The 18,745-nt window shown below is 58.4% G+C and carries 14 protein-coding genes and 1 pseudogene; 2 read left to right on the top strand and 13 right to left on the bottom strand.

From position 1 onward, the window contains the following. Nucleotides 1-111: 111 nt before the first annotated feature. The 10 genes from EAH74_RS27720 to EAH74_RS27675 all read right to left on the bottom strand — a co-directional run bounded on the left by EAH74_RS27720 (nt 112) and on the right by EAH74_RS27675 (nt 11,536). Nucleotides 112-1,473: a TolC family outer membrane protein gene (locus tag EAH74_RS27720; RefSeq protein ID WP_140682785.1), complete on the bottom strand. Its 1,362-nt coding sequence runs from the start codon at nt 1,471-1,473 to the stop codon at nt 112-114. Nucleotides 1,474-1,475: 2 nt separating this feature from the next. Continuing rightward, nucleotides 1,476-2,810: an HlyD family type I secretion periplasmic adaptor subunit gene (locus tag EAH74_RS27715; RefSeq protein ID WP_140682783.1), complete on the bottom strand. Its 1,335-nt coding sequence runs from the start codon at nt 2,808-2,810 to the stop codon at nt 1,476-1,478. Then, nucleotides 2,807-4,582 carry a type I secretion system permease/ATPase gene (locus EAH74_RS27710; RefSeq protein ID WP_140682781.1) on the bottom strand — a complete coding sequence of 592 codons (1,776 nt, stop codon included), beginning with the start codon at nt 4,580-4,582 and terminating at the stop codon, nt 2,807-2,809. The genes EAH74_RS27715 and EAH74_RS27710 overlap by 4 nt, the downstream gene beginning before the upstream one ends. A 187-nt stretch (nt 4,583-4,769) precedes the next feature. Further along, nucleotides 4,770-5,195 carry an AprI/Inh family metalloprotease inhibitor gene (locus tag EAH74_RS27705; RefSeq protein WP_140682779.1) on the bottom strand — a complete coding sequence of 142 codons (426 nt, stop codon included), beginning with the start codon at nt 5,193-5,195 and terminating at the stop codon, nt 4,770-4,772. Nucleotides 5,196-5,262: 67 nt separating this feature from the next. After that, entirely contained in the window at nt 5,263-6,720 is a 1,458-nt protein-coding gene (locus tag EAH74_RS27700; RefSeq protein ID WP_140682777.1) for a serralysin family metalloprotease, read from the bottom strand. 477 nt (nt 6,721-7,197) lie between these two features. Then, nucleotides 7,198-7,656: an REP-associated tyrosine transposase gene (locus EAH74_RS27695; RefSeq protein ID WP_140682775.1), complete on the bottom strand. Its 459-nt coding sequence runs from the start codon at nt 7,654-7,656 to the stop codon at nt 7,198-7,200. A 92-nt stretch (nt 7,657-7,748) separates the two neighbouring features. Next, nucleotides 7,749-8,834, bottom strand: coding sequence for a polyamine ABC transporter substrate-binding protein (locus EAH74_RS27690; RefSeq protein WP_140682773.1), 1,086 nt, complete (start codon nt 8,832-8,834; stop codon nt 7,749-7,751). Between the two features lie 47 nt (nt 8,835-8,881). Continuing rightward, nucleotides 8,882-9,223, bottom strand: coding sequence for a cupin domain-containing protein (locus tag EAH74_RS27685; protein ID WP_140682772.1), 342 nt, complete (start codon nt 9,221-9,223; stop codon nt 8,882-8,884). Nucleotides 9,224-9,266: 43 nt separating this feature from the next. Then, the gene (locus tag EAH74_RS27680) at nt 9,267-10,670 is read right to left on the bottom strand and encodes an NAD(P)/FAD-dependent oxidoreductase (RefSeq protein ID WP_140682770.1); all 1,404 of its coding nucleotides are present in this window, start codon (nt 10,668-10,670) and stop codon (nt 9,267-9,269) included. A gap of 50 nt (nt 10,671-10,720) precedes the next feature. Continuing rightward, the gene (locus EAH74_RS27675; RefSeq protein ID WP_140682769.1) at nt 10,721-11,536 is read right to left on the bottom strand and encodes a helix-turn-helix transcriptional regulator; all 816 of its coding nucleotides are present in this window, start codon (nt 11,534-11,536) and stop codon (nt 10,721-10,723) included. Nucleotides 11,537-11,799: 263 nt separating this feature from the next. On the opposite strand from EAH74_RS27675, the gene EAH74_RS27670 reads away from it, so the two are divergent. Continuing rightward, nucleotides 11,800-12,072, top strand: coding sequence for a DUF1652 domain-containing protein (locus EAH74_RS27670; RefSeq protein WP_046048374.1), 273 nt, complete (start codon nt 11,800-11,802; stop codon nt 12,070-12,072). Nucleotides 12,073-12,128: 56 nt separating this feature from the next. Here EAH74_RS27670 and EAH74_RS27665 read toward each other — a convergent pair whose 3' ends face one another. Further along, on the bottom strand, nt 12,129-14,603 hold the full coding sequence (locus EAH74_RS27665) for a UvrD-helicase domain-containing protein (protein ID WP_140682767.1): 2,475 nt from the start codon (nt 14,601-14,603) through the stop codon (nt 12,129-12,131). Between the two features lie 280 nt (nt 14,604-14,883). Here EAH74_RS27665 and EAH74_RS27660 point away from each other — a divergent pair, with 280 nt between their 5' ends. Next, nucleotides 14,884-15,579 (top strand): pirin family protein, encoded by a 696-nt coding sequence (locus tag EAH74_RS27660; RefSeq protein WP_140682765.1) that lies wholly within the window; start codon nt 14,884-14,886, stop codon nt 15,577-15,579. Between the two features lie 62 nt (nt 15,580-15,641). Here EAH74_RS27660 and pgm read toward each other — a convergent pair whose 3' ends face one another. Together pgm and EAH74_RS27650 are read right to left on the bottom strand one after the other, a co-directional pair. After that, entirely contained in the window at nt 15,642-17,288 is a 1,647-nt protein-coding gene (gene pgm, locus EAH74_RS27655; protein ID WP_140682763.1) for a phosphoglucomutase (alpha-D-glucose-1,6-bisphosphate-dependent), read from the bottom strand. A 111-nt stretch (nt 17,289-17,399) separates the two neighbouring features. Beyond that, nucleotides 17,400-18,660 (bottom strand): annotated as a pseudogene (locus tag EAH74_RS27650) (aminotransferase class I/II-fold pyridoxal phosphate-dependent enzyme); the annotation flags it as partial. Between the last annotated feature and the right edge of the window lie 85 nt (nt 18,661-18,745).

Below are 18,745 nucleotides of genomic sequence, written 5' to 3'. Positions count from 1 at the left end.
TTCGGCTGCGAAGCAGTCGTAAAACCTGACAACACGGTTTGTCAGATAGACCGAATGGCGACTGCTTCGCAGTCGAACGCAGGCTTCGCCAGCTGCTACAGGTTCAACTCATTAACTCCTCGGGCCTTGGCCGAACGCCTCGTCAACCTTGGCCAAATCCTGCTCATTCAACGTCCCGGCGTAGTAATGCAACTTGGTCCAGGCCATCAAGTAGTCGTAGCGTGCCTGTGCCAGATCGCGGCGGGTGGTAAATAGTTGTTGTTCTGCGTTCAATGCGTCGAGGTTGACGCGCTCACCGCCCAAAATGCTTTGCTTGGTCGAAACCACCAGCGCTTCGGCAGACTTCAGGGCTTTCTGATAAGCCCGCAACTTGTTCACGCCCGACAGGCAGGCGCTGAACTGGCGACGCAGTTCAATCAACGTTTCCCGGGTCTTGCCGTCCAGTTCGTACTCCGCCTGCTCCATGGTGCGGCTGGCCTGGCGAGTCGAGGCCGAGACCCCGCCGCCCGCATACAGCGGCACGTTGACTTCGATGCCGATGGTGTTGGTGTCGTAACGCTGGTTGTAGGTGTTGCCGCTTTCCGACTCGTTCTGGCGCACCGAGGCGTAGGCACTGACTTTGGGCAGGTGTCCGGCGCGGTTGCGTTCGACTTCATAACGCGCGACTTCCACGGCATGGCGCTGCGAAGCCAGATTCGGGTTGTTGGCCACGGCCATCTCGTGCCAGGTGTCGTAATTGGCCGGCTGCAGGGTGAACGTCTGGAAACTCTGATCCAGCGGCGCCAAATCCCCGATATTGATCGCCGGCACGCCAATCAGCGCGCCCAGCTCTCGTAACGACGCGTCCTGCTCATCACGGGCTTCGATTTCCTCGGCCGTGGCCAGTTCATAGCGGGACTCGGCCTCAAGGATGTCGGTACGCGTGCCCTCGCCCTGTCGGAACATGTGTTCGTTCTGCTGGAACTGTTGCTCGAAAGCCTTTTTCTTGGCCTGCGCGATGTCGATCTGATCCTGAGCGAACAGCGCCTGGGTGTAATTTTCCAGCACCCGAACCAGCAATTCCTGGCTCTTGCCGCGAAAGGCTTCGTCGGCAAACAGCGATTGCGCCACGCCTTTGCGGTACGACGCGTAAGCCTCGTAGTCGAGCAGCGGTTGTTGCAGGGTCAGGGTCGAGCCGTAACTGCTGTAGTTGCGGTCATCGGTGCGGTTCTGCCCGCGCTCATTGAGGGCGGTGGCCTTGGAGGAGTTGCGCCCCTTGTTGTAGTTGTAACCGATCCTGGGCAACAGCCCGGCGCGGCCAATGGCGCGGTTTTCAAGGCCAGCATCGCGTTCCTTGATGGCGCCGAGAAACACCGGATCATTGCGCAATGCCTGTTCGTAGATGTCGAACGGTCCCATCGCCAGCACACTGTTGCAGGTCAGCAACGCCAGGGTCGCTGCGAGCATGGAAAGCTTATTCATACAGCGGAACATCCTTATTCCTCAGTCAACGCGGAGCCTGCCCGGTCGAGCAGCGGTTTGAACAAATAGTTGAGGAGTGAACGTTCACCGGTGCGCACGAACATTTCCGCCGGCATGCCAGGCTTGATCACCAGACCGTTGAGTTTTTCCATGGCCTGATCGCTGACGCTGCTGCGCAGTACGTAATACGGCGCACCGGTTTTCTCGTCGATCATCTGGTCGGCGGAGATCAGGCTGACTTCGCCGGGCACGCGCGGCGTGCGGCTCTGGTTGAACGCCGTGAACAAAATGTCCACCGGCAAGTGCGTGCCGACTTTGTCGACCAGGTTGACAGGCAGGTGCCCTTCCACCTCCAGACTCGTCCCTTGAGGCACGATCTCCAGCAAGGTTTCGCCCTGACGCACCACCGCGCCCACGGTGTGAACCCCGAGGTTGACCGCAATGCCATCGGCGGTGGCGATGATCTCGCTGTGTTGCAGATCGAACCCGGCGGACGTCAGTTGCTCTTCCAGCGTCACGCTCTTCAATTGCGCATCGGCCAGTTGGGTGCGGACCTCTTTCTGGTATTCCTCGATGTGCTGTTGCAGTTTCAGCCGCGATTCGAGGATGCCCTGCTCCACACGGCCGCTGTCGCCGGTGTTTTCTGCCAATTGCTGCTGAACTTGCGACAGTTGACGCTGGTACTCCATCAACCGATTTCGCGGGATGTAGCCGTTATCCGCCAGGGGCTGAAGGTTGCTCAGCTGTTGTTGCAGAGAGCTGGCCTGAGCAGTCAAGTCCGTGCGGGCGCGGCGCATGCCGGCCAGTTGCGCGCTGGCGCCTTCGATGCTGGCGCGCAAGGCAGCCTGTTCGCGAGAAAACGCTTCACGGCGGCTACTGAACAACTGCCGTTGACCTTCCAGCACCAAGGCCAGACGCGGGTCAGGATTGTTGCTCAGTTCAGTGGGGAAACTCACTTGCTTGAGGTTGTCCCGTTCACTCTGCCACCGCGCCAGACTGGCCCAGGCCATGCGGTATTGCGCTTGCAGCGATTGCACGTCAGCGGCGACTTGTGTCTGGTCGAGCTGGAACAATGGCTGGCCCTGCTTCACCACTTGACCCTCACGCACCAGAATCTGGCTGACCACCCCACTGCTCATCGATTGCACGGCTTTGCGCTTGCCCGACACCACGACCGTGCCTTGCACGGGAATGCCTTGGTCAAGCGGCGCGAGGCTGGCCCAGGTGAAGAAACTGCCGGCGCCGACGATCGCCAGAATCCAGCCCAGGCGGACGAAGAAACGCGCGTCACGCTCAGGGCGCTCTGCGATGTAGTCGTGTTCCATGGTGGCTTCGCTGATGTTGCTCATACACTCGAATTCCTTGTCGAGGGCTGATACTGCCGGCTCATGCTGAGTCCACCCGGCGCTTGCGCGGTTTTTTCCCGCTGCTGTTCCTGATTGGCTGCGAGTGCCTTAAGCACGTCCTGGCTTGCACCGAAGGCTTGCAGACGTCCTTCGTTGAGCACCAGTAGCTTGTCGGCTTGGGCCAGTGCCGAGGAGCGATGGGTCACCAGAATCACGCTGGTGCCTTGGGCTTTCATTTGCGCGATGGCGCTGGCCAATGCTGCTTCGCCCACGGTGTCGAGGTTGGAATTGGGTTCGTCCAGCACCACCAGGCGCGGGTTGCCATACAACGCGCGCGCCAGTGCCACACGCTGCTTCTGGCCCCCGGACAAACCGCTGCCGTCCTCGCCGAGCACGGTGTCGTAGCCTTGCGGCATGCGCAGAATCAGCTCATGAACGCCGGCCTGCTGCGCGGCTTCAACGACTTTTTGCGGGTCCGCCTCGCTGAACCGGGCGATGTTTTCGGCGATGCTGCCGCTGAACAATTCGATGTCCTGCGGCAGGTAACCGATGTAGGGACCGAGATCGTCGCGGTTCCAACGATGAATGTCCGCGCCGTCGAGCCGCACCGTGCCGCCCAGCGTCGGCCAGACGCCAACGAGCACCCGGGCCAATGTCGATTTGCCGGAACCGGATGCCCCGAGCACGCCCAGCACTTCCCCGGCACCGAGGCTGAAATTGACCAGGTGCAGCGTGGCGGCCCGTTGCCCCGGCGGCGCGGCGCTGACCTGTTCGAACGCGATCTGGCCTTTCGGTGCCGGCAGCGCCATGGCCTCGTCACTCGGTGGAAAGGCTTGCAGCAACGAATCAAGACGACGGTAAGCGAGCTTGGCGCCGCTCCACTGTTTCCACACGGCGATCAATTGGTCGATGGGGCTCAGGACCCGCCCCATCAGGATGGAACCGGCGATCATCATCCCGGCCGTCATATCACCCTTGATCACCAGCAGTGCACCCAGCCCCAGCACCAACGATTGCAGGCACAGGCGCAGGGTTTTGCTCAGGGAGCTGATGACGGAACCGGTGTCGCTGGCCTGGTTCTGCAAGCCGAGGAAACGTGAGTGGACCTGGAACCAACGTGTACGCAACGCCCCGAGCATGCCCATGGCCTGAATGGTTTCGGCGTTGTGCAGGTGACTGGTGGCCAGTTGGCTGGATTTCTGGGAAAACCCTGCGGCTTCACCCAGGGGCTTTTTGGTCATTGTCTCGTTGAGGCAAGCAAGGCCGATCAACAGCACCGTGCCCACCGTCGCAAACACGCCGAGCCAGACATTGAACAGGTAGATCACGAACAGATAGACCGGAAACCACGGCGCATCGAAGAAGGCAAACAATGCCGGGCCGGTGACGAACTGGCGAATTTGCGTCAGGTCCCCCAAGGCTTGCCCGGCGTTGCCCTCGCCCCGAAACAGGTTGCGCTCGAATGCGGCCTGATAAACCCGCAGGTTGAAGCGGCGCTCCAGTTGGCTGCCGATGCGGATAACGATGAAGCTACGCACGATCTCAAGCAAACCGATGAAGGCAAAGAACCCGACCACCATCAACGACAGCATCGCCAGGGTGGTTTCATTTTGCGAAGACAGCACGCGGTCGTAGACCTGGAGCATGTAAATCGACGGAACCAGCATCAGCACGTTAATTAACGCGGTAAAACAACCGACGCTGATCAGGATGCTCTTGTAGTCGCCCAGCGCTTTGAATAAGGGTGCGGTGGCCGGGCTCTTTGCCATCTTCATGGGTTATTCCTGAGGTGTTATTCCTCGCCCTGTCGGGCGAAGTTTCCATTAACTGTCCGCGCAGGGGCGGATATAGGCTTTGCGGGAACGTTTACAAACTAATAACAACTTTTCGTGGGCGACAGAGTGCTTCGATTAGTTGTGCTGTGCTTATGCCGGGAATGACCAACGTTGTATTCGAGTCGTGTTATTGCACCTGGCGCACAAGTGTTATGACCAGATCGGATTTCAATGTGGCTTTATACGATCCGTCGCGTTGGCGGCTGAGAAATAGAATCTTCGAACCTTCTTTACCGGTGATCGCCAGGCCATCCGGCTCAGGGAACCAGCCCATCGCAGATTCGCCGTCCAGCCAGGCGCTGAGACAATCGGCGCCCTCACCCAGCGTCTGCTTCGGTTGAAAGTCGATGACGCAGACGTTGGACGGTTTGTCCTGCAACGCCTGGGACTCTGGCGAGTCATCTTTGGCGATCAGGGTCGCCTGCCACTTGCCAGCCAGTTCCGAGGGGTCTGCTAATTTCAGGCTGCTCGCCATGGCTACATCTCCAAAAATCATCATGAACGTCGCCAATAGCCACGCGGTTGCTCTGTCAGTGAAGCCGTTATGGATCATAAGACGCTTTACTCATTTCAAGGGGCAGAGAGCAGCGCGTCTGCGCCGCCCTCCTTTTCACCTCACATCATGCAGCGATGTCGGAGTAAGCCGCCTGGCCCACAGTGCTGACCAGGAAATCAGCCACGCCATGCCCGGAGAAGTCCACCGACAACAGGCTGTTGCCGCCCGAAGAGGTCAACACCGCATCGCCTGCCGCACCGGTGAACGAATTCACGAAATGCAGGCCCGCGCCGTTGGTGATACCGGTCAGGTCGATCTTGTCCAGGCCGCTGACAAAATCGAGGATCTGGTCGACTGCACCGGGTTTGGAATCGCTGCTGGCGGCGAACACGAAGGTATCCGAACCGGCACCCCCCCACAGTTTGTCCGCGCCGCCCGCGCCGAAGAGGATGTCGTTGCCGGCACCGCCCTTCAGTTCGTTGGACACGCTGTTGCCGATCAGCAGGTCGCTGCCCGAGCCGCCGATAGCGTTCTCGACAGTGACGCCCTTGGCGATGGACACGTTACCCACCAGGCCGCCAACGTCGGAGAACGAGGCCTCATTGAGGTTGATTTTCTGGTTTTGGGTAAACCCGGAGAAGTCCAGCGTGTCCTTGCCGCCCGCATCCCAAACCGAAAACACAACCTTGTCCGACGACGAAGTCGCGCTCAGGAAGTCGCGCCCGGCGTTGGAGTTGAAGCCGTAAGTGGTGTCGCCGGTACGGGTGCTGGTGTTGGCGCCGTAGAGCTTTTGGATGGCCGCGATATCGTCCATCAGCGGACCGGACGAATAGGCTTCGACGCCGCCCTTGCTGAAGTTCTGGCTGGTATTGCTTTCACTCCAGTAGCTCATGACGCTGTAACCGCGGGTGTCTTGCCCGTAGGACGCGTCGTTGTAGGTCGGAGCGCCCTCGCCGGCGTTGTAGTCGCCAGGATGGGCCAGGCCCAAGGTGTGACCGATTTCGTGGGTCAGGGTTTGCCGGCCGTAATTGTTCAGGTCCGGCGTCTTGTTTGGCGTGTAGCTGCTGTTGGTCAGGTACCAGGAAGTACCGTCGTAACCCGCGCCCGTGCCAGGCAGATAGGCAAAAGCCGCCGCACCATCCTGACCGCCGCTGTAATTACCGAAGGTCATGTGACCGTCGCCGCCCGTGGCCTTATCGGTGAACGTGACATTGGCCACGTCGGCCCAGGATTGCATGGCCAGCACGGCCTGGGCTTTCTGCTGAGCGCTGAACTGGCTGAACCCGGTGATCCCGTGTTTGTTCATGGTGCTCGACGACGCCGAGGTCAGGAACGTATAGGTGAGTTCGATTTTGCCGCTGCCGTCCTTGTCCTGGTAGGCAGCGCCATCGCGCAGCAACTGGGTAGCTGCCTGGTCTACGGAGAAGGAGGGTTTGCCATTGACCGTGAGGTTACCGCCCCGATCATACTGATGGCTGAAGCTATTGATCTGGTTGAACGCAGAACTGGATGCAGCCAATGCGTGCAGTGGCTGGAACGCCTGTTCGGCGGTATCAATAGCGTTGTCTTTTACTTTCGACATAAACACACTTCCTTGTTTAGCTATGGAACAGTTTTTTGTCAGACAGCAACAATCTCTGGCGAGATCGTCCTATCACTCGCCCAATGAAGGCGAAAGAAAACTGACACAATTCGAAATCAAACGTCTACATTTTTTTTGACGTCAAATTGAGTTGTTCCAGCAAATACCCGGAAACAATGCCTGTGCTGTCGAAATATTGTTTGTTAGATGGCGGTTTGCGCAAATTGTCTGACGATTTGTTATTTAATTATTAAATAGAGGTAAGTTGCTTTTTGTCGATGGGGTCTCACTTTGCGTGAGTTATTAATATGAGTGCCAGCGCATTGATATCAGTTGGAGATTTGTTGAGCTTTAGATTTTTACGACTGCTGTGCAGCCAAACGCAGGCTGCGCCAGCTGCTACAGGTTTCGCGTGCACCGCAATCCTTGTAGCAGCTGCCGAAGGCTGCGTCCGGCTGCGAAGCAGTCGTCAGATACTCACAACCAACACGCATCCCACAGCGGATAATCATGAACCCGCGTCACCAGCCCTGCTCGTATTGGGTTGGCCACGACATAGCGAGCAAGATCCTTCACGTCCTCCTCCCGCCGAACCGCACGATCGTAGTAACCCTTCTGCCACAACCGCCCTCGCCGTCCTAATGCTTGATTAACCGCCAGGCTACTCCGGGATTTTATGCGACACATAAGCTCGGCCAGCGTCTTGTCGTGCAGCTGCACCAGGCAATGCATATGGTCTGGCATGACAACCCACGTCAAAAAATCCGCCAAAACCTCCTCCTGCGCTTGACGCAATTCCTGAACAACCAACCTACCCAATTGCCAATCAGCAAAAAACGGCTGTCGCTGATCAACGACAACCGTTAGCAAATAAATGCGCCCTGACTCAGAAAAGCGACCAACGCGTAGCTGACCTGCATTTGTATTAACAGGCATTCCATTGCCTCCTGATCCATCGAAAGGAGGCCTGGAATCTACAGCGTGTCAGTCAACCCGATGAGCACCCAATGACTACAAGATATGAAGCCTTAGCTCCCGGTACGAATCTTGTTCCACACCCGCGTACGAACCCGGTCAATGTTCAGCGGCATCGCCTCCAGCGCAAACAATTTCCCCATCATGTCCGGGCTCGGGTAGACCTTGGTGTCATTCTTGATCGCCGGGTCGATCAGATTGTCGGCCTGCTCGTTACCGTTGGCGTAGTGCACGTAGTTGCTGATGCTGGCCATGACGTCCGGGCGCAGCAGGTAGTTCATGAAGGCGTAGCCGGCCTTTTCGTCCGGGGCGTCTACCGGCATGGCAACCATGTCGAACCAGATCGCGGCGCCTTCCTTGGGAATCGCATAGCCGATGTCGACGCCGTTCTTGGCTTCTTTCGCGCGGTTTTCGGCTTGCAGAATGTCACCGGAGAAGCCGACAGCCACGCAGATGTCGCCGTTGGCCAGGTCGCTGGTGTACTTGGACGAGTGGAAATAGCTGACATACGGGCGGACTTTCATCAGCAGAGCTTCGGCTTTCTTGTAGTCTTCAGGGTTTTTGCTGTGATGTGGCAATCCCAGATAATTCAGTGCCGCCGGCAACAGTTCGGGGCCGTTGTCTAGAATGGCCACGCCGCACTTCTGCAGCTTTTGCATGTTTTCGGGTTTGAAAATCAGGTCCCAGGAGTCCACGGGCGCGTTATCACCCAACACGGCCTTGACCTTGGCGATGTTGTAACCGATGCCGGTGCTGCCCCAGAGGTACGGGAAACCGTGTTCGTTGCCCGGATCGTTGGTTTGCAAGGCCTTGAGCAGCGCCGGGTTGAGGTTTTTCCAGTTCGGCAGTTGGCTCTTGTCGAGTTTCTTCAGCGCCACGCCTTGAATCTGCCGCGCCATGAAGTGGTTGGACGGAAACACCACGTCGTAGCCGGATTTGCCGGTCATCAATTTGCCGTCGAGGGTTTCATTGCTGTCGAAGACGTCGTAACTGAACGCGATGCCGGTTTCTTTCTGGAAGTTTTTGGTGGTGTCCGGGGCGATGTATTCCGACCAGTTGTAGATCTTGACGGTCTCGGCCGCGTGGCCGAGGGTCGCGAAAAGCGCAAGGGGAGCCAGAGTCAGTGTCTTTCGGATCATGAGTCGATTCCTGATGGGTTTGTTGTTGTTGGCAGGCAATCAGAGGATCAAAAAATCAAAACGTAGGTCTTGCGCACGGTTTCCTGGATATCCCAGATACCGAGGCTGTTGGCTGGCAACATCAGTGCATCGCCGGCTTCTATGTGCAGGGTTTCACCGTCATCCGGGGTAAACGTGCAGCGCCCCTGGATGAAGTGACAGAACTCCTGGGCGACGATCTGCCGCCGCCAGCGGCCGGGCGCGCATTCCCAGACGCCGGTTTCGACCCCATCGTCGCGTTCAACGCTGGTGGTCGAAGCCACTGCCACGGGCATGCCCAGTGGTACGGCGACCGGATTCGACTCTTCCAGCTTCAGGGTTGCGGTGTTCTTGAATTGCGTGATGCTCATGGGAGTACCTGTCGATTGAGCCTATAGATGAAGAGCGCGCCGTTTACTGCATGAAACCTTCCATGAAGCCGGCAATACCGGTGGCCAGTTTGCGACGCCATGGTGCGGTGGCCGGGTTGGCCAGCGTCTGGTCTTCATGGGCGAAGCTGCGGATGATCGCGTTGTAGCCAAGCCAGCGGCAGGGCTCCGGCTCCCAGGCCCGGAGCGCGTCGAGCCCTCCCTGGATGACCCACGGTTGGCGAATCAGCTCGGTGTCGCGCTGCAGAATCAGGTCGGCCAGAGTCCGGCCACCCAGGTTGCTGGCACCGACGCCCTCCCCGCCATAGCCACCCGACAAGGCGATGCCGCTGGCCTGATCGCACAACATGTGCGGCTTGAAACGCCGGGACATCCCCAGATTGCCGCCCCAGGCATGGGTAATCCGCACGTTCTTGAGCTGCGGGAAGAGTTCGCCAAACAGATATCGCCGCAGCTCCACTTCGCTGGTGGTCAAGTCGAAGTCATGGCGCAACTTGGCAGCAAACTGATAACCGCCCCGTGCGCCGAATACCAACCGGTTGTCAGCCGTGCGCTGACCGTAAGTGACCTGGCGACTGTTTTCGCTGAAGGCCTGGCCGCGACTCAGGCCGATTTCGTCCCACGTGGCAGCGGATAGCGGCTCGGTGGCCACTATCAAGCTTTGCACCGGCAGCTGATAACGCCCCAGTGGTGGCAAGGTGACCGAGTAACCTTCGACCGCCGGCACGATCCAACGACTGCGAACCGAGGCTTTCGCCGTGCGCAGGCCACCGGACCGCCATTGGGTGACCGGGCTGTTCTCGTAAATCCTGACGCCCATTTTCTCCACCGTCCGAGCCAGACCTCGCACCAACTTTGCCGGGTGAATGGTCGCGACGTGCGGTGCATAGATACCGCCATAAGGTTTGGCGACTCTGATCTGTTGCGCCAACTGCTCGGGGCTAAGCCAGCAGTAGTCGCTTTCGGTCAATCCCTGGCTATAGAGCGTGTCGAGATAGTGCCGAAGGCTGGCTTCCTGTTCCGGATAGCGGGCAGCGCAATACAGCGCCCCGCCTTTGCGGTAATCGCAGTCGATGTCTTCACGCGCGAGGACCCTACCGACTTCATCCGGAATGCCGTGCAGCAAATCGAAAGAAGCCCGGCGCTGTTCGGGCGGCAAGTCGGCGAGCAAGCGGTCTTCGCCCAGCACATTGCCCATCAACCAGCCGCCGTTACGCCCTGAGGCGCCAAAACCGGCAGTTTGCGCTTCAACGATGGCAATGCTCAGCTCGGGCGCCTGGCGCTTGAGGTAGTACGCAGTCCAGAGCCCGGTATATCCCGCGCCAATGATGGCGACGTCGACGTCCAGATCCTGTTCCAGCGCCGGACGCGCCAATAATGGCTCGTCGAGTTGATCCATCCACAAACTGATAGTGCGCCACGCCGACATGCAAGACTCCGCCACTCAAACTTCGATGGCGTCGATCCTAGTGCGTGGACTTAGAGGCTGTCTTGCGCGCGTGCACGCAAAGAAATTTGTTTTACGTAGGCCTTGGGCGACTGGCCGGTGTGCTGACGGAAGCAGCTGTAAAACGCCGACAGCGAATTGAACCCGGCGGCAAACGCCAGTTCGTCGATACGCAGTGGCGGTGTGGCGTTATCCAGTGCCGCGAGCAAATGCTGCAGGCGCGCCTGGTTGACGTATCGATAGAAGCTCTGGCCAAGCACCTGATTCAGCAAGTAGGAAATTTGATTGCGGCTGTACCCGCACTCCTTCGCCACCCGTTGCAGGTCGAGTTCGGGATCGAGATAAGGTTGTTGGCGCTGAAAATATTGCTGCAAGTCTTCAGCCATGAAACTCAGCTGGCGTGCAGACAGCCCGAGTCGACTGACCGCCGGGCGTTGGCTGCTGGCGGCTTTGCTGACGGGCTGTTCATGCACCAGCGAGGCGTATTCGTTGACCCGCCAGATCAGTCCGTCACGTACGGTAATCGCCTCGCTGGCCCGGAATGACACCAGACCTTCACCGCCGCGAAGGGTTATACGGTACTGAATAAACGCCGTGTTGCCGTCCAGGCGAATGCGGTCCGAGTGCTCCAGGGCCTCATCGGGATCGCGGGGCATGCTGCTGCGCACGTATTCACGTAATTCGGACAGCCCCATCACACGGTTCTGGAAAAAATCGCTGTACTGAATCTCTGGGTGATAGAGCGCCATCACCCCGTCCAGGTCCCGGTGTTTCCAACGCAAGTGATAACGCATCACCGTGTCACCCGTGGCCTGGGTTTGCAGCGGACCATCATCATCGGCGTGCATAAAGGACTCGGCGAGAAAAAGCCGAGCTTGCCGAAATTCCGTCTCAGCTTCAATGACCAACCAGTGGTGGCCAACGGCCGAACACCGACCATTCCCATGACCTGCATCAAAAAAACTGAACCAATCGCTAAACGGCCTGAAAAATCCACATTACTTTCACATCAGGATGCTACTTTTAAAGGCAGTCACCGGTTGAGCCATTGAAGGCTCTTCCCTCCTAACATGAGCTAAAGGAAGCGCTCGATGAATGAGGCGGGCTACATATGAATAAAGGGTTCAGTAAAGTCACCTTTCCAAACGCCTGCCAGCTGATGCGCTGGCATTTTCATCCCATGGGTTTCGAGGCGAGCATGGATGCGCCGGGCAGTATGATTGCCCGTCTATTTGACCGTGCCAGTGGCGAGACCATGATCGCCATCGCCGGCATTCCTTGCGCGACGGTAATGAATGCTGCGGATGTAGAACGAATAATCGAAGCGGTGGAAGACGAGCTTGAGGCTTTCATTCCGTCCGCCGCCCTCAGGAGCTATGCCTGAAGGCCGAACACTCAACAACAAGCCCACGTTAAGTGGGCTTTTTTGTGCGCGACGATTCACGCCGATGTCTTGCCCAGTCGGTGATCGGCAAAGAACACTTTGCCTTTGCCGATCCGATCGGAAGCTTTAGGCATATTGGCTGCCTGGGTGTCTTGCCCATCGACATACCAATAGCAATGACTCACCGCCCGAGTGATGCCGACGTAAGCCAGTCGCAGGATCTCGTCTTTCTGTGCACTGTCATACGCTTCGCTGTCGCCTGTCTTGCCAAGACCCGCCATGCGGTAGACCTGGTTCTTGTACGGAGAGCTGGTCAGGTGCTGACAGTCACCCAGCAGGAACACGGCGTCAGCCTGAAGTCCCTTGGCGCTGTGATAAGTCAGCTGCTTGAGCCTTCGCGCTTCGTACGGCAAGCTAGAATCCACATTAACTACAGACTGAATATGCTCTTCTATCAATAACTTATCGCTACTTTTTCGATAAAGCATCAAGATCGAATCGCCCTTTCTGTAGTGTTCCATCAGGCGTTTGGCCATGCCTTGATCGTCACGATCGAGAACGTTAACCGGCAGCAATGCCTTCGGCTCGCCACTGGACTTGGCCTTCTTGCCAGCGATCGCCGGCGCCGCACGAACGATATGTTCGGCGGCATCGATGATGTGCTGGTGACTGCGGTAGTTGTCGCTCAGCATGACTTTGGTCGTGCTGGGCGAAGGGAACTCCTTGTTGAATTCCATGAAGTACGTCGGCGAACTGCCCCGCCAACCATAAATGGACTGCCAGTCATCGCCGACACAGAGCAACGACGAACGTTGTGCGCCGCGCCCCACGTGCATGGCCGGCCCCCGACTGCGGATTTCCGTGAGGCTTGCGCGAATCCAGGAAACGATCTGCGGCGATACGTCCTGAAATTCGTCGATCATCAGGTGCGACATCGGCCTGAGCAGCTCATCGCTCAGCAGTTTCAGGTTTTCCGGCGAATGTTCGCTGAACAAGGCGAACATCCGGTTGTAGGTCATCACCGGTGGCTTCTGATCGAGCAGGTGATCTTCCAGCGCTCGCCAGTACAGGCTCAAGGCCTCGAAGAAAAACCGGTCGGGGTCGTCCTTGGCAAAACTCATCTGGCCCACGGCATTGGGTACATCCAGGCCAAGATTCTCGATAAATCCGGCGGCAGCGACAAAACAGTCCAGTAACGGCGCAGAGCTGAGCTCGCCCTTGACCTTGTAATCGAAGCCCGGCCCGGCACTGGCATCGCCCCCAAGGGACGCCAGTACACGTCTTGATGACTCGTAACTATCCAGCCATATCAATGGTTTACGGCAGAAAGCTTGAAACAGGGTGCGTTTGACCGCCCATTCCGCGCGCACGCTCAATTTGGCATTAGGGCGGCTGACCTGCGGGTTTTCCCGGGGATCGAATCCCAGCACCACCCAAGCATCCAGGCTCGGAATATAGCCATGACAATGAAATGTTGAGCCGTTGATATCGAACGTGTGGCGCTTCGGCTCGATGCCTTTGATTGGCCAGGCACCCGCGCGAAACCACAAATCTTCAATAGCGTCGCAGAGCTCTTCGTCACGCTTGGCGGCCAGTTCGGTCACGGCCATGCGTTTCTGCACGTCCGGGTGATCGCGCTCCAGCTCCTTGAGTTGCAGCGCGTGACGGGACAACGGCTTGATCAATTCGCGAAAGCGCTCATTGCGAGTGTGCAGGCTGTGATAACAAGCGTTGAGTTGCTGGCGCTGGGCGTCGTTGATGCGCAGGTCGAAAGGATTGCTGTCGACCTCCTCATCGCCGTTTTGCGCACGGTGACTGAGGTTTTCGAAGGCTTGCAGCCGCTCGAAGCCCGGCAGACTGCGAACCATCGGCAGGATTCGCGAATGGAAGGTGCGCACCAGTTCACGCGCCTCTTTGAAACTGAGCGACCGGCCCCAGAGTGCAAACAGCTCGATCAGTTTGTTGATGAAGTCTTTGCGCGACTCACGGGTAAAGGTCACCACCGTCATCGAACTCAGCTCGAATCCCAGATAGTGGGTCAACAGCAAAATTCGCAACACCAACGTGGTCGACTTGCCCGCGCCCGCGCCGGCAATCACCGAGGTCGAGGGCGTGTCGCTGAAGATCATTTTCCACTGCGCGGCACTGGGCTGGGCGTGTGCTGGCAGCAGTCGAGCGACATCCGTCTTCATGCGCTTCTTCAACTCAGCGCTCAACGGCAGACGCCAATCGTCGAACAGATTCTCGTCAACGTTGGGCGGCCGGTGTTCGGTCGAGCGCGAGTCGCGGATCAACAATACCTGCCGGCCTTCCTCCAACCCTTCAAGTTTGCCTTCCTTATAGCCGTAATCCACCCCGGCGCTGTGCCCGCTGCGAAAGCCGTCGGCCTGGCCGTGCAGCCAGGATGCCCGGTGCTGTGCGCGCAGACGCGTCAGGCCGTGACCAAAGAACCGGGCGGCCAGACGCTTGAGCAGCGGCATCTCGGCCAGGGGACGAAGTTCAGGAGGAAGATCGGGGGTGTGTTGCGGCACGCGGGCTGACTCCAGGGTGTGAGGCTGTTGAGGGCTATGGTGTCTGCATTTGCCGTTCAGTTCTAGTGAAATGCTTACAGGTCATTGGCTTATGCGATGAAGTGAAGGTTGGGTGAGAGTCTTTCGAGGTTATTTGATATCAAATTATTCGATTGTATTGAGGCATTTTTTACGCTTTTTATCGATCAGTACCTGATAGATGATGCTCGCCATCAACCACCGGTTCGCGTTTCGTGGCTCAGGCGCTCTGCCCCATGACGAACCTTTTCAGGAGACGATCATGCTTGAACTCAGACCCTTCAAATCCCTGGGCGGCGCCCACCATGGCTGGTTGGATGCTCATCACCACTTTTCGTTCGCCGAATACCATGACCCAAAACGCATGAACTGGGGCAACCTGCGGGTGTGGAACGACGACGTGATTGCTTCTGGCACCGGGTTCCCGAAACACCCGCACCGGGACATGGAAATCATCACTTATGTCCGTGAAGGCGCAATCACTCACGAAGACAATCTGGGCAACAAGGGTCGTACCGAAGCGGGCGACGTTCAGGTCATGAGCGCCGGCACCGGGATCGCCCACAGTGAATACAACCTGGAGGCGACCGAGACCAGGATCTTCCAGATCTGGATCATCCCGAACGAAACCGGTTTGGCACCGTCCTGGGGCGCCAAGCCTTTTCCAAAAGGTCAGCGCGAAGGTTTCGTAACGCTGGCGAGCGGTAAGGCCGGCGACGATCAAAGCCTGCGGATTCGAGCCGATGCGCGATTGGTGGCCGCGAACCTGAAGGCCGGTGAATCCGCCGAGTTTCGCCTGGACAATGGCCGTCGCGCCTATCTGGTACCGGCCACCGGCATCATTGAAGTCAATGGCTTGCGTGCACAAGCTCGAGACGGTATTGCGGTTGCCGATGAGCAGGTGTTGCGGGTGACCGCCATCGAAGACAGTGAAATCGTCCTGGTGGACCTGGCTTGATCTTGTAAACGCGGGACAAAAAAAGGGGCGACCGTCATGGCCGCCCCTTTTTACATTCTGGATTACTTCGCAGAGATCGCGCCGTCCACCAGTGTTTGCGCTTCTGCCACCAATTGCTTGAGGTGTTCGTCACTGACGAAGCTTTCAGCGTAGATCTTGTAGATGTCTTCGGTGCCCGACGGACGCGCCGCGAACCAGCCATTCTCGGTCATGACTTTCAGACCACCGATCGCCTGGTCGTTACCCGGCGCGTGACTGAGGATGCTCTGGATTGCTTCGCCCGCCAGTTGGGTCGAGGTGACCTGGTCCGGCGACAGTTTGCTCAGTAGTGCCTTCTGCTCAGGGTTGGCCTTGGCATCGACGCGCACCGAGAACGGTTCGCCCAGTTCATCGGTCAAGGCGCGGTAGGCCTGACTTGGGTCGCGGCCGGTGCGGGCGGTCATTTCTGCAGCCAGCAGTGCCGGGATCAAGCCGTCCTTGTCGGTGCACCAGACGCTGCCGTCCTTGCGCAGGAACGAAGCACCGGCACTTTCTTCGCCGCCAAAGCCCAGAGAGCCGTCGAACAGGCCGTCAGCAAACCACTTGAAGCCGACCGGCACTTCGTACAGGCGACGACCCAAACGTTTTGCCACGCGATCGATCAAGCCGCTGCTGACCACGGTTTTACCCACGGCCGCATCGGCGCGCCATTGCGGACGGTTCTGGAACAGGTAATCGATCGATACGGCGAGGTAGTTGTTCGGCGCAAGCAAACCACCGGACGGGGTCACGATGCCATGGCGATCGTGGTCCGGATCGCACGCGAATGCTACGTCGAAACGCTCTTTCAGACCGATAAGGCCCTGCATGGCGTGGGTGGACGATGGGTCCATGCGGATCTGGCCATCCCAGTCGACCGTCATGAAGCGGAAGGTCGGATCGACCTGTTTGTTGACCACTTCCAGATCCAGACGGTAATGCTCGGCAATCGCCGACCAGTAGCGCACCCCTGCTCCGCCCAACGGATCGACACCCAGACGCAGCTTGGCATCACGGATGGCGTCGAAGTCGATCACGTTGATCAGGTCGGCGACGTAGGTATTGAGGTAATCGTGACGATGGGTCGTGCTGGCCTTCAGCGCCTGCTCGTAGCTGATGCGCTTGACGCCGGCGAGCTTGTTGCTCAGCAGTTCGTTGGCCTTGGCTTCGATCCACTTGGTGATGTGGGTATCGGCCGGGCCACCGTTGGTAGGGTTGTATTTGTAGCCACCGCTTTGCGGCGGATTGTGCGACGGCGTGATGACGATGCCGTCCGCCAGGCCCGACGTGCGCCCGCGGTTGTAACAAAGAATGGCGTGGGAAATGGCCGGTGTCGGGGTGTATTCGTCACCTTCGGCGATCATTACCGTCACGCCGTTGGCGGCCAGCACTTCAAGGGCACTGGCACCGGCCGGGGTGGACAACGCATGGGTATCGATGCCGACGAACAGCGGGCCGTCAATGCCTTGGGCCTCGCGGTACAGGCAGATGGCCTGGCTGATCGCCAGAACGTGCCATTCGTTGAAACTCAAATCGAACGAGCACCCTCGATGCCCGGACGTACCAAAAGCGACGCGCTGGGTCGAGATGGCGGCATCGGGCTGACCGGTGTAATAGGCCGTTACCAGTCGCGGGATGTCGACCAACAGTTCTACCGGTGCCGGTTTGCCCGCAAAAGGACTGAGTGTCATGCAAAACCTCTGAAGTCGAGTGGTTCAGGAATAGGAACGCAGTTTACTGGCAGTTTGACCGCAGTGCGATGGGATCGATCCATGAGTGTCACACAGGGTGTGTGACCCCGTTCAATCGATCGACTCCAGACGCAAGGCGTCCCCTAACAAGCCCATTGCCGCGGCAAGGTCGTGATCACCGCCGAAGGTGTGACTCAGGCGCAAGTGTTGCGCATGCAAGCCCTGGAGACTGAACAGCTCTCCCGGTGCGATCACCACCTGGTGCTTGAGCAGGCGCTGGAACACCCGACGTACATCGACCTGGCGCAGCGAACGAACCCAGATGGTTGCACCGCCCTGGGGTTCGACAAAGTGCAAGGCATCTCCCAGACGCTCCTGCAACAGCTGCGTCATCTGCACCTTGCGGTCCTTGAGCATCCGCCGTAATACCTGAAGGTGCTGATCGACACGTCCATTGCCATACAAGCGAGCGATGGCTTTCTGGCGAATCGGTGACAAGCGGAACGAACGCAGCAGAAAGTACCGTTGCAGTTCAGCACTGAAATGCCGCGTCAGCAGATAGCCGTATGGCGCTTCCGGTCCGATGACTTTCTCGAAGGTGGAAAACACGATCAGCCGATCGGGGTCCAGCAAGTCGCGAAACCGCTGGCCGTCCGGTTCGAATCCGAGTTCGCCGTAGCAGTCGTTTTCCAACACCCAACTGCCATGTCGCTCCAGCAACTGCGCGACGACTTGTCGGTTGTCGTCGGGTGCCAGGCTGCCTCGCGGCATGTTCAGCCCGGATGAAACCATCACCAGCCGCACCGGCTCGGTCTCCAGCAGCTCCTTGAGCCATTCGACGTCCAGGCCACCGCTGGATTGCACCGCCAACTCGATCACTCGCACCTGCGCAGCCTGGAGCAATCGCAGAATCGCCCAGTCGCACGGCGACTCGACCAACACCGTGGCGTCCTTGAGATTCAACACAGCGATCAGCATTTCCAGCACGCCACGCAGGTCGGCGCCAATATAGACATCGTCGGCATGCCAGCAGCGCAGCGGCGAGGTGGTGTAGCGCGCTGCCAGGGCAATGCGCAACTCCAGCTCGCCGCAAGGTTGCGATGACGGTTGCGGCTGACGCGGATACTGGCGCAGCAGTTCTCGTTCCAGCAGTAACAACGGACTGTCGAGGGGTTGCAACAACGCCGGTTCATCGGCGCTCAAGACCAGCATTCCGGGACGTCTGGCGTTGACATAAACGGTTTCAAGCAGGTCGTTGCCACTGCTGAGCGTTCTGATGGAGGACACCGGTAACGCGTAATATCCGGACTTGGCCACCGAATAAACGCGCCCTTCCTTCTCCAGCAGCGAATAATCCATACTGCATACAGCTGAACGTAATCGACAAGACCATGAAACTCAATTAGATCAAGGTCTAGAAGCGATAAACGCACTCACTCTGTACGCTTTTTGTGTAA

The sequence above is a fragment of the Pseudomonas mandelii genome (genome assembly GCF_006438925.1).
Lineage (GTDB): Bacteria > Pseudomonadota > Gammaproteobacteria > Pseudomonadales > Pseudomonadaceae > Aquipseudomonas > Aquipseudomonas mandelii_C.
This window is presented reverse-complemented; position numbering and strand designations above follow the sequence as displayed.